This window comes from Magnetococcales bacterium (assembly GCA_015228815.1).
In the GTDB taxonomy this organism is placed as follows: Bacteria; Pseudomonadota; Magnetococcia; order Magnetococcales; family UBA8363; genus UBA8363.
This window is the reverse complement of sequence record JADGCV010000044.1, coordinates 17,190-29,441: the sequence shown is the minus strand read 5'-3', so window position 1 is coordinate 29,441 and position 12,252 is coordinate 17,190. Positions and strand designations below refer to the sequence as shown.

7 protein-coding genes are annotated in these 12,252 nt (G+C 56.0%); 4 read left to right on the top strand and 3 right to left on the bottom strand.

The annotated features are described in order from the left end of the window. Positions 1-481: 481 nt before the first annotated feature. From HQL76_15205 to HQL76_15195, 3 genes are all read left to right on the top strand, one after another. A complete protein-coding gene (locus HQL76_15205; GenBank protein MBF0110514.1) occupies positions 482-1,312 on the top strand; it encodes a hypothetical protein in 831 nt (276 codons plus the stop codon). Between the two features lie 30 nt (positions 1,313-1,342). Beyond that, positions 1,343-4,660 carry an ATP-binding protein gene (locus tag HQL76_15200; protein MBF0110513.1) on the top strand — a complete coding sequence of 1,106 codons (3,318 nt, stop codon included), beginning with the start codon at positions 1,343-1,345 and terminating at the stop codon, positions 4,658-4,660. A gap of 250 nt (positions 4,661-4,910) precedes the next feature. Continuing rightward, positions 4,911-5,444, top strand: a complete 534-nt coding sequence (locus HQL76_15195) for a PilZ domain-containing protein (GenBank protein MBF0110512.1) — start codon at positions 4,911-4,913, stop codon at positions 5,442-5,444. Positions 5,445-5,534: 90 nt separating this feature from the next. On the opposite strand, the gene rfaD is transcribed toward HQL76_15195, so the two are convergent. Together rfaD and rfaE1 are read right to left on the bottom strand one after the other, a co-directional pair. Continuing rightward, positions 5,535-6,497: an ADP-glyceromanno-heptose 6-epimerase gene (gene rfaD, locus HQL76_15190; GenBank protein MBF0110511.1), complete on the bottom strand. Its 963-nt coding sequence runs from the start codon at positions 6,495-6,497 to the stop codon at positions 5,535-5,537. Positions 6,498-6,509: 12 nt separating this feature from the next. After that, positions 6,510-7,994 carry a D-glycero-beta-D-manno-heptose-7-phosphate kinase gene (gene rfaE1 / locus HQL76_15185; GenBank protein MBF0110510.1) on the bottom strand — a complete coding sequence of 495 codons (1,485 nt, stop codon included), beginning with the start codon at positions 7,992-7,994 and terminating at the stop codon, positions 6,510-6,512. Between the two features lie 355 nt (positions 7,995-8,349). Here rfaE1 and HQL76_15180 point away from each other — a divergent pair, with 355 nt between their 5' ends. After that, positions 8,350-8,670, top strand: coding sequence for a hypothetical protein (locus HQL76_15180; protein ID MBF0110509.1), 321 nt, complete (start codon positions 8,350-8,352; stop codon positions 8,668-8,670). A gap of 87 nt (positions 8,671-8,757) precedes the next feature. Here the strand turns inward: HQL76_15180 and HQL76_15175 are convergent, their stop codons facing one another. Continuing rightward, complete coding sequence (locus HQL76_15175; GenBank protein ID MBF0110508.1) at positions 8,758-12,180, bottom strand: acyl-[ACP]--phospholipid O-acyltransferase; 3,423 nt, start codon at positions 12,178-12,180, stop codon at positions 8,758-8,760. Positions 12,181-12,252 lie beyond the last annotated feature (72 nt).

Below are 12,252 nucleotides of genomic sequence, written 5' to 3'. Positions count from 1 at the left end.
GCCTTATTACGATGCCATTCCCTATTCGGATGCGATGGATTTTTTCCATGTTTGGCTTCGGCGTTCACTCCATGGACTTTCTCCTGAAATGGATGCTGCGTTTGAACATCCATTGTCACCCAAATGGAACCATGAGACCGACGACGGAGAATTGATCGATGATTCCAGCCGTTACGGTAACGATGCCAGGGTTTCTAAAAAAGCTTATGAAAAAGGGATGGCCAAGGCTTTTCAAGCGTGCCATCAAGCACTCAATCCAACGGGTAGACTGGTTGTTGTCTTTGCCCATAAACATCCAAACGCTTGGGAAACGTTGGTCTCGGCCATCATCCAAGCCGGATTCATCGTTAATGGAAGTTGGCCCATTCAGACAGAAATGGGAAATCGTATGCGTGCTATGTCTTCTGCGGCCTTGGCTTCCTCGATCTGGATGGTCTGCAAAAAACGCCCTCCCACGGCCAAGACTGGATGGGACAATCGGGTGTTGGAGTCTATGCGGGAAAAAATACGTATTCGACTTCGGGAATTTTGGGATGCCGGATTGCGCGGGCCGGACTTCGTTTGGGCGGCCACCGGCCCAGCCCTGGAGGCGTACAGCCGTCATCCCGTGGTGAAAGTGGCCAACGACCCTGGAAAAATCATGGCCGTTGGGGAGTTCCTGTCCCATGTACGCCGCATGGTGGTGGATTTTGTGGTGGGACGGGTGATGACCGGCGGCCAGGAGGATGCCGCCGCCGACCGCATGGATGCGCCCACCTCCTACTATCTGCTCCATCGCCACGACTTCGGCATGGAGGATGCCCCCAGTGGCGCATGTATCCTCTACGCCACTGCCTGTGGCCTGTCGGACCGGGAACTGGACTCCGGCTGGCGACTTCTGGCGCATACGGGAGGAAAAAATTCCTCTGACGATGAAGATGAAGACCAGGAAGAACACGATCCCGACGCGGATGAAGAGGACGAAGATGCGTCGGATTCCGGCGGCAAGATCCGTTTGCGTGCTTGGCAACAGAGAAAACACCGTTCCCTGGGATTCGAGGCCCCCAGAGGTCAACCCGTTCCCCTCATCGACCGGATTCACTGCCTGATGCACTTGTGGAAGGGGGGCGATGTCAGCAAAGTGGACGCATATCTGGATGATAACGGGCTGCGTCGCCAGGAATTGTTTCGCCGGTTGCTGCAATCCTTGATCGAACTCTCCCCTCGGGGCAGTGAAGAACGCGCCCTTCTTGAGCGACTGAGCAACCATGTCGGGGCATTGGGGGTGGTGGATGATCGGCAATCAACACTTCCAGAGACGGTTTTATTTTAATTATCAATAGTGATAAATAAAGGTATGAAAATGGCCAAACTTCCATGGAAACCCTGGCATCAGGTTTTGACACTTCGGGACGATCTGCGATCCGGTGAACTGCCCATGCATATGTTCGCCGCCGATCTCTATGAGGTTTTGATCCAAAGCGGCAAGCGGCCCATCTATGAGGATCCGAATCAGTTTTTCGCCTTGACCTTTCCCACCTATAACCTGCGCCAACTGGTGCGGGATGTGGTGTTGCGCGTCTCTGGGAGAAATGACAAGGCGGTTCGGCAATTGGAACTGACCTATGGCGGCGGTAAAACCCACACTCTGATCACTCTGCGCCATCTGGTGGTCGATCCTGACAGTCTGCCCAACCTGGCCGCCGTAGCGGAGTTCAAGGAAACCATTGGCGAACCACTGCCCAGGGCACGGGTGGCAGGTTTGTGTTTCGACAAGTTGGACGTGGAAAAGGGGATGACTGTTTTGGATCCCAAGGGGGAATCCCGTGTCTTGAAACAACCTTGGAGTGTTCTGGCCTGGCAACTGGCGGGTTCGGAAGGGTTGAAGCTTCTCCAGGCGGATGGCAAGGATGCGGAACGCGATAGCGCCCCGGCGGAAAACCTGCTCACCGAACTTCTGGAAATGCCGGTCAAGGAAGGATTGGGTGTCCTGGTTTTGCTGGACGAGGTCTTGGTCTTTGTTCGGGAAAAGGTGGCGGCGGATCCTCGATGGGAAGACCGCATGATCAATTTTTTTCAATATCTCACCCAGGCAGCCACCAAGGTGGATCGTTGCTGTATCGTCGCATCGCTTCTGGCAAGCGATCCCAAAAAAAACGATCCTTTTGGTCGCCGACTTCAAGGAGGGTTATACGATATCTTTCAACGGCAACGCGAAGAGGCCGTGGAACCCGTGGTCAAGGAAGACGTTGCGGAAGTGCTGCGCCGCCGTTTTTTTACCCCCCAATCCCTTCAGGATCGAGGGAAGTTCCGTTCTCATGTCCAAGCTGCCTTGAAGGGAATTTTTTCTCTGGACGAGCAAACGGCCCGCCAGGGCGCCGAGGCCGAGGAACGATTCCTCAAAAGCTACCCTTTTCACCCGGATCTTACCGAAGTTTTTTATACCAAATGGACCAGTCTGGACCGTTTTCAGAAGGCTCGCGGTGTATTGCGCACCTTTGCCATGGGCCTGCGCGAGGCGGAAAAATGGGACCAGGGACCTTTGGTGGGGCCAGGGGTGTTCATGACCGCCCCTGGAAAAGAAGGACTTTCGGAAGCACTACGGGAGCTGGTTACCGTAGCCGATACCGAAGAACACGAAGGTCAGAAACAGGCATGGACCGGAATTCTGGAAGGTGAACTGAGTCGTGCAAAGGACATTCAACGGGACTCCGTGGGTGTGTCCTTTCAGGAGATCGAAAAGGCGGTCATCTCGGTTTTTCTGCACTCGCAACCCATCGGCATGAATGTTCAAGCACGAGATCTGCTGGTGTTGCTGGGGGATACCCGGCCTGATTGCATCGAACTGGAAAAAGGTCTTGTTCGTTGGGCCCAGGTCAGTTTTTGGCTGGACGACCAGTATTCAGGACTGGTTGACAGTCAAATGCCCGGCACCTGGCGTCTGGGTAATCGGCCCAATTTGACCCAGATGCATGCCGTTGCAGCCAAAAAAATCTCCGATGATGTCGTGCGGGCACGGCTTTTGGATGAAATCTCACGGGTGAAAAATCTGACCCTCGGCGCGTCGGCTGCCGGGGTCAGGGTCCACACGTTGCCCGCCCGGCCTCGGGATATTGAGGACGACGGACAGTTTCACTACGCCGTTTTGGGACCCAATGCTCTGTCCGATCCTGACAAACCAGGTCCAGAAGCAGTGCGTTTCCTGGAAGAAACCACAGGACCGGAAAAGCCGCGCGTCTATCGTAACGCTGTTTTGCTGCTTGCCCCTTCCCGGAATGGTTTCGATGTCGCTCTGGGCCGTGTGCGCGATTATTTGGCCTGGGATCAGGTACGTTTGGATCTGAAGGGACAAACAAAAGACGGCAATCTGGACCTGACACGCATGCGAACCCTGACCATCCATTTGGATCAATCCAAGGGGCGCATCGCGGAATCCATTCGCCAAGGTTGGTGTACCGTGGTGACTGTCTCCGAGCAGAACACCGTTCAGGCATTCAAAATCATCGTCGCCGACGCTCCGCATTTCAATATCATCAAAAACGACAACCGATCCCGCATCCAGGAGTCGGCCATCACCGCCGAGGCGCTGCTGCCCGATGGTCCGTATGATTTATGGAGGGAAGGCGAGACCAGTCGAAGGGTCAAAGATCTGTCCGGGGCCTTCGCCCAGTTTCCCCATTTGCCAAAAATGCTGAAGGCACAAGCCATTTTGGATACACTGACAGAGGGATGTGTCCAGGGGACCTTCGTCTTGCGCCTGACCCGACCTGACCGATCATTTCAGACCTGGTGGCGCTCTCGTCCAGACAATGCGACCCTGGCCGATCCTGCCTTGGAACTCGTTCTTCCTCAGTATGCCAAATTGGCGGAAATCGCTCCCGATCTGTTGGTGCCAAACACCTTGCCCAATCTGTGGGAGGCCGAAGAAACGACGTTGCAAAATATGATTGCCTACTTCAACGGCAACAACGTGGTACAGGTTCAAAAGGATGGCTATCAGGAACCTGTCGTGATTCCCAAGGCCGACAGTGAATTGATCCATCAAGCCGTTCAAGAGGCTGTGGAAAATGGATCTTTATGGCTGATCAACGAACCGGCCAGTATTTTGGCCGAACCGGTTCCCGAGGGAGTTCTCGGTTATCTGGCCGTCTTGCGCGCCCCACCTTCGCCCATTTCCGCCATAGAGATCCTCCCAGAGAATCTTCCCGATGCCTGGAAGAATGAAAGCGCAACCGCGCTGACAATCGCCATGACCCTGTCCCGGAGAGAATCACATGCGTTACCATGGAAAACAGTCAAGGATGTCATTACGGCAGCCTTGAACGCACGTCTTATTGAACTGGATGATTTGTCCGAATCTTGGCCGTGCGCTTATCCAATGGCCAAATCGATCAAACTGAATGTGCCCAAAGGCGGCGTACCGGCCATTGATCCAGGAAAAGCACCGCCAAAAACCGGTTCAAAAATCCGAATCGCCCAAACCGAACTGGAGCCATCCGAAATTCAAGATCTTGGTGATATGATTCCGCAACTATTGGATATCAAAGCAAAATTAAATCTTCCTATGCGTTTTCAGGTTTCCATCGAGTTCGGAAACGACAAGGAAGATATTTCCGATGAAACGGTCAATGAAATCAACAGTCTGTTGGAAGAACTGAGGAAAGGCTTTTGTCTTCGATGACCCACACATCCAAAACCGCGTTGTTTTACCTCAAAACCAATACTTGAATCTGGCATAGCATCGAACGCCAAGGTCATGTCTTAGTCCCGATCAAATCCGGCACGCAGAGCCGAAAGAAAACAAAACAAATATCGCTCCACCGGATTGCAGTCACTCCTCGCCTGGGGATATGTCGAAAACTTTGACAAACGGCCAGGATGGCTTAAACTCCGGGATGCCGATGGCCCACCATTGTTGCCAGGGATGATCCATGAACAATCAAGTCAAAGCTTCGGAAGGAATTCGCGTTGCCGGGAAACGCAAACATTGGCGCGCCAGTACACGCGAAAGCGCCACTTTGGTATTGGATGGAATTGGCGAAATTGCTGGTTTTGCCGATGATATCGGTTTCGGTGGCGTTTTCTTTACATCCGACACGGATCTGAAAAACATCCCTACTGGAAGCACCGGAACCATTTTATTCACCATGTTCAACACTTTGGTGGACATGAACTGTCGGGTTGCCTCCTGCCGCGAAGGGGGCTTGGGAATCGAGATCCAACGTCATTACAGCACTGAGGACCTCAAGGAAAAGGTTCGGGGCATTTCAACCGAGACGAAACCGAAAAAAATCGAATGCACCGATGAGGATGTCAATCGGTTGCTGCAACGGGTCTCCTCCTATCTGCATCGGTTGTCCAATTCCGATGAGCACACGTTTTCCAAATCAGAGGCCAGTCTCCTGGCCGAGGAAACCGACGAAATGCTGTTGGCGCGTACAACCCCTGCCGTCTCTCTCCCATAGGGTGTGGGCCGAGATGAAGGAAAACCCTCCCCTGCCCCTCTCCAAAAAGAAGAAGAAAATCAAGGGGGAAAAGGCTGAATGGTTACGTTTCTAAAGTCCCGCTTCCTTGGCACGGACAAACGTCGCAATGCCCTGTTCCAGGGAGGTCGGTCGATAATCGAGTCCGGGAATCTGCTTCAGTCGGGAGATGTCGGCCTGGGTGAAATTTTGATATTTCGCAGCCAATCCCTCGGGCATGGGTACATATTGGGTCGGACGCACCGGACAATTCATCTCCCGGTAGAGTGAGGTCACAATATCGTTGAAGCTGCGACTGCACCCGGTCCCCACGTTGAAGACCCCACGCACGGGAACCGGCAGGTCGGCCAGAGACAGATTGATGTGGGCGACATCGGCGACATGAATGAAATCCCGCCGCTGCTCCCCATCACCGTACCCCCCCGAACCGGAAAATAAACGGGCCTGCCCCGACGACCGGATCATGGCATGCAGTTGATGCACCATCGAGGCCATGCGCCCCTTGTGCCCCTCGCGTGGACCATAGACGTTGAAATACCTCAGTCCGACCACGGTGCTGGTCACCCCCTCCAGACGCTGTCCGACATACCGGTCAAACATCAGTTTGGAATAGCCATAGATATTGAGCGGCCTTTCATTATCGGGATGCTCCACGAACCGTTCGCTCGCGCCATAGGTCGCCGCGGAGGAGGCATAGACGAATGGGATGCGCCGATCGATGGCAAAGTGGAACAATGCCTTGGAATAGTTATAATTATTGTCCATCATGTAGCGGCCATCGTATTCCATGGTATCGGAACAGGCCCCCTGATGGAACAAGGCCTCGATGGTCTCCCTGGCAAAACGACCGTCGTCCAGGGCAGCACGGAACTCGCGCTTGTCCATGTAGTCAAGGAAAACAAGATCGCGCAAATTCAGGAATTTATCGCTTTTCTCCAGATTGTCCACGATCAAAATCCGGGTCCGCCCCCGTTCATTGAGAGCGGCAACGATGTTGGCGCCGATGAATCCTGCTCCGCCGGTCACGATGATCATGCCCATGGTCCTTCAAACCGATGTTTTGATGTGCTCCAGGATTGTGCTGGAACTTTTCCCTTCGACCAGGGGAACCAGGGTGCATTCCCCCCCCCATTCCTGGATTTCCCGGTATCCCGCAACCTCCTCCAGGGCATAATCGGCCCCCTTGGCCAGAACATGGGGTTTCAATTTTTTTATCAGTTCGACGGGCGTTTCTTCGTCGAAGAGGACCACCATGTCGATGGAGGCCATGGCGGCCAGGACCCGGGCGCGATCGTTTTCATTGATGACCGGACGGGACGGTCCCTTGAGTTGACGCACCGACCGATCGGTATTCAAGCCGACCACAAGACGCTGGCCCAGACGGCGGGCTTTTTCAAGATAGGTGACATGTCCGGAATGAAGCAGATCAAAACATCCATTGGTGAAGACGATCCTGTTGCCCAACTCCCTCCAGGCCGCAACCCGGGTGATCGCCCGGTTGAGATCGCAGATCTTGTCCGAATCGCCAATGGTGGCATCGGAGGAAAGAGCAGCCAACAGTTCCGGGTAGGAGATGGGGGTCGTTCCCACCTTGCCGACAACGACCCCCGCCGCCAGATTCGCCAGATGCAACGCCTCCATGCGTGTCAAACCCGTGGCCAGCCCCGCCGCCAGCGTCGCCACCACCGTATCCCCTGCCCCCGAGACATCGAAGACCTCCTTCGCCATGGCGGGAATCCGCCGCGGATGACACTCCTTCTCCAGAAGGGCGATGCCCAGTTCACTCAAGGTCACCGTAAGAAAGTCGATCCCGAGGGAGGCAATCATTTTTTCTCCCTTTTCCAACAGGCCCGACAGGTCGGCATAGGGCCAGGGAACCGCCTCGGCCAGTTCGCGCCGATTGGGCGTCAGCGTGGTCGCGCCATGGTAGCGGGAATAATCCACCCCCTTGGGATCGACGATCACCGGCAGACCACGCTCACGGGCCGCATGGATGATCGCCTGACAGGTCTCCCTGCCCAGGGCCCCCTTGCCATAATCCGACAATACCACCGCTCCGGGAACCGGCGAGGTGTCAAGGATGACGATCAAACGTTTCATGAAGGCATCCCGGTCTTTTTTCTCGGGAGGCCGGATATCTTCCAGATCCAGACGCAGCATCTGCTGGTGTCCACCAATGATTCGGGTCTTGGTGATCGTAGGATGGGTCGGAAGCGTCCAGATGGCAGAGGTGTCGATTCCGGCGGCGGTGATGAGTTCGATCAGTTTTTCGCCGTCCGAATCATTGCCGATGAATCCGGCCAGACGGCATTGCAGCCCCAGGCGCACCAGATTCATCGCGACGTTGGCCGCAGCCCCGGCGCTTTCACTTTCACGGTTCAAACGGACCACCGGCACCGGGGCCTCGGGGGAAATACGCGATACCTCCCCCCAAAGATACCGGTCGAGCATCAAATCACCCGCGACCAGAATGGTGGTGCCCCGGAATCGTCGCGTCAGGGCATGCAAAAGGTGGGAATGTTGAATGTTCATCGTCTTAAGGGATTCCAAACCGTCTTCGCCGGCACGTCGTGTTTCAGCCTTCGACCAGCCATGAAATTGAACCCGCATTGAATTGTAAAACGATGCCCCAAAATGCCACGATGCATCGTCTCCTCGCGGGAATCTACCATAGGTCGGCTACGTCGCAACCAAAAAATCGATTGCAACCATGGGAAGCACATGGTGCGCCGCATTATCCCTTGCGGTCAGTCCCGGGTAAAGTACATAAAGTGCCGCAACGATCACTTCGACCCCAGCCGATCATCGCATCGGCCTGTAGTCAAAACTCATCTTTATTTTCAACCACCCTGTTCTTCCCATAGGAGAAACCATCTTGAAAAAATCAATCGGCATCTTGTTCCTGACCGTGACCCTCCTTGTGACCTTTTCCGGTCCCGTTGTTGCCAAGGGGAAAAAAAGCGCCAACCAGAACATCGATTTTTCCAGTTTCACCTGTTCGGCCTTCATCGGAGAAGTCGCCAATTCCAGCGAAGAGGATGTCGGAGCCGTTCTGATGTGGCTCGATGGCTATCTCAGTGGTGTATCGGGAGATGGCGTTCTCAACTGGAAAGGATTCGAGCAATTTGCCGAAAACCTGATGAAACGGTGTGCGGATCATGGCGACGAAATGCTTCTGGAAGCCGCCAAAAAAGTCGGAATCGAGTGATTCCACGGAACATCGCAGCCTGTCATCCGCGATAAAGCCCGGTCTTTTCGCAAACGCCGCGAGAAGATCGGGCTCGCGAAAAAAACCTCATTCCCCATCGGCCATGCCGGCTACCTGTTGCCCGATGGCGACATAATCGAATTTACCCGTCCCCAATATCGGAACCGAGGAAACGATCACAATTCGTCTTGGGATCATCAATTCGGTCACCCCCTTTTTCCGGGCATCCACGAGCCAATCGTTTCTGTTGGCCGTGGGACAATCGGTCATCAGGACCAGTTGTTCCCCTTTTTTCGCATCCGCCACCGCAACGACAGCGTGAAGATGACCCGGCCACAAAGAGGCGGCATGCCCTTCCACCGCCACCAGGGAAACCATTTCCCCCGCCAGTTTGGCAAACCGTTTGGCCCGCCCGAGGATGCGGACATACCCCGCGGCATCGACCGTCACGATGTCGCCGGTATCGTACCAGCCATCGGGAGGGGGTTCCAACTGTCCAGGTCGTTCGACGCGCAGATACCCTTTCATCACATTGGGACCCGACACCAAGAGCCGCCCACCCTCCTCGATGCCGGGAACCGGTTCGATGCGGAAATGAATTCCCGGAAGAAACCGTCCCACCGTATCCGATTGGTAGTGCATGGCGGTATTGATCGCCAGGGCCGGAGCGGTTTCGGTAGCGCCATATCCTTCGAAGATCCGCAGGCCAAACCGCTCCATCCAGAGCCTTCGGGTATCCTCCTTGACCTTCTCGGCCCCGGCGAAAACATAACGGACACTGTAATAGTCATAAGGATTGGAAACGCGGGCATACCCCTTGAGGAACGTATCGGTGCCGAAGAGGATGGTGGCGTTACAGTCGTAGACCATTTCCGGGACAATGCGGTAGTGCAGCGGCGATGGATAGAGAAATGATTTGATTCCCGAGAGGACCGGCAGAAGCATCCCCCCCGTAAGACCGAAAGAGTGAAAAATGGGCAGGGCATTGAACACGATGTCGGTCGGATTGTAATCGACGCGGGCGCTCAGTTGCCGGCAGTTGGCCAGCAGATTGCCATGACCGAGGACCACCCCCTTGGGAACCCCTTCCGATCCGGAGGTGAACAGAATGACCGCCGCTGCCTCATGATCGCCCCGCTCCCGCCCCATCCAGAGGTCCCACCGCCCGCGAAGCCACCCCAACACCCGGTCCGACACCCCCAGGGCCGCGACGACATCTTCCAGATAAACGATCTCGACCGTTGCCGCCAATCCATCGATCACCGATTCAAGGTGCGCCATGGCGACGAAGCGGCGCGAGGTCACGACAACCGGAATCCGGGCTGCGGCACAGGCATGACGCATGGTGCCCAGACCCGTGGAAAAATTGAGCATCGCCGGCACCCGTCCAGCGACATGGAGACCGAAGAACGCCACGACCGAGGCCACGGCATTGGGCAACAACAACCCCACCACCCCGCCCGGTTCGCCAAAATGGCGCAGACGCCGCCCCAGAACCCGGCTGGCGGTGATCAGGCGATCATAGGTCATCGGTTGGCGTTGAATGTCCTCCAACACCTCGAAGCCACCACCATGGATCCGTCTCGCCTCCAGCAGAGCGGCATCCAGAGTTTGTTGCCAACGACTGGTGGCAAAGACCATTGCGCTCAGGAGGTCATACAACTGTTGCCCAAGCATCTGCCGCCGTCCGCGTCCCTTGACGGCATCATCGATTTCGAAACGTCGTGGCGGAAGCATGGTCAGGGTGATCCGGGGAAACCAGCGGAGGCGCACTTTGCCGCGGAGGCGGGAAAAAGGGGTATACTGGGCGCCATCGATACGGATGGGAACCAGTTGGGCATCGGCGCGATCGGCGATCAACCCCGGCCCTTCGTAGATCTTCATCAAGGCGCCGGTGACGGTGATGCGTCCCTCGGGGAAGATGACGCAGTGCCGTCCCTCGCGCACCTTTCTGGCCAACGATTTGATGGCGAAGGGACTGGTTGGGTCCAGAGGGAAGGTATCGATCAGACGCAGGAACGGACGCACCCACCAGCGCAGGGCCATACGGGAATGGATGGCAAAGATCGGGGTCGCCGGCAGATAGGTCGCAAGCAGCGCCGCGTCGAGAAACGAAACATGATTGACCACCACGACCGCCCGCGGACCGACCGACTCCCAATGGTGCCACCCCTCGCATTGGACCCGGTAGAGCACGCCGAACAACCGGGCCAGGAGCGTCTTGATTAACGCCTCGGGCAACAGCCGGCAAATGTGGAAAGCGACCAGAAGATTGGCGATCGCCATGACCAGAAAAATCCCGGGAATGGAAAATCCCAGCGACAGAAGCCCAATGGTCGCAACCGCCGAGATCACCATGAACAGGGCATTCATGATATTGTTTCCGGCGATGATCCGCGAACGATTTTCTTCCGCGCCCCCGGTTTGCATGATGGCGTAGAGGGGAACGATATAGATCCCCGCGGCAATGGCCATTCCCAGAAGATCCAACAGGATGCGCCAATGGACCGGATGGTCGAGAAACGCGATCACCCCGATGAGGGTATCCCCGGCGACCACCCCCCGGCTTGCGGTCACCAGGTCGATGGAAAACAGGGCCATTCCCAGCGCCCCCAGGGGGACATACCGGGCACTTACCTTTCCCTTCAGGAGGCGGTTGCACATCAGGGATCCCAGACCGATCCCCACGGAGAAGACCGTCAGGAACAGGACCACGATCTCCTCGTTGCCGCCGATGATGTCCTTGGCGAAGGTGGGAAACTGTGTCAGATAGGTTGCGCCGACCAGCCAGAACCAGGAAATGCCCAAAATGGCGAGAAACACCTCCCGCCGTTCGGAGGTCTGCCGGAGAATCGCGGCGGTACCGCGAAAAAAATGGGCATCGATCACCAGTGTCGGCGCCGGGGCCGGGGCTTTGGGAATGTAACGGCTGAAATACCACCCGGCCACGGCAAGGGCCACGATGGCGCCCATGATGATTTCAACCCCATGATCGCGCAGGACCACCAGTCCGCTGGCGATGGTCCCGAGAAGAATCGCCAGGAAGGTTCCCGCCTCGACAAAAGCATTGCCCGCGATCAGTTCGTCACGGGACAGATGATCGGGAAGGATGGCGTATTTGACCGGTCCGAAAAAGGCGGACTGCGCCCCCATCAGAAACAGAATTCCCAGAAGCATCCAGGGATCGTTGCGGACGAACCCGACGACCCCCAGCGACATGATCACGATTTCCGCCAGTTTGATCCACCGGATCAATCGAGATTTTTCCGATCTGTCGGCCAACTGTCCCGCAAGGGCCGAAAAAAGGAAAAATGGAAGAATGAACAATCCACCCGCCAGGCTGACCAGAATACGGGCATCCATCCCCGCCGCATCCGCCATCCGGTAGGTGATGAGCATCACCAGAGCGTTTTTGTAGACATTGTCGTTGAGGGCCCCGAGAAACTGAGTCGCAAACAGCGGTCCCAGGCGCCTGCTCAAAAGCAATCGATTCTTTCCACCGGCACGCATCCCGTTCTCCACCCGTTGTCGCCATCGGACATCCTCCTGGAAAATTCGAGGACAATCCATCCATTGTGGAGA

Coding starts and splice junctions, on each gene's coding strand:
- HQL76_15200 (MBF0110513.1), top strand. CDS start 1,343: ATGGCCAAACTTCCATGGAAACCCTGGCATCAGGTTTTGACACTTCGG.
- HQL76_15195 (MBF0110512.1), top strand. CDS start 4,911: ATGAACAATCAAGTCAAAGCTTCGGAAGGAATTCGCGTTGCCGGGAAA.
- rfaD (MBF0110511.1), bottom strand. CDS start 6,497: ATGATCATCGTGACCGGCGGAGCAGGATTCATCGGCGCCAACATCGTT.
- rfaE1 (MBF0110510.1), bottom strand. CDS start 7,994: ATGAACATTCAACATTCCCACCTTTTGCATGCCCTGACGCGACGATTC.
- HQL76_15175 (MBF0110508.1), bottom strand. CDS start 12,180: ATGCGTGCCGGTGGAAAGAATCGATTGCTTTTGAGCAGGCGCCTGGGA.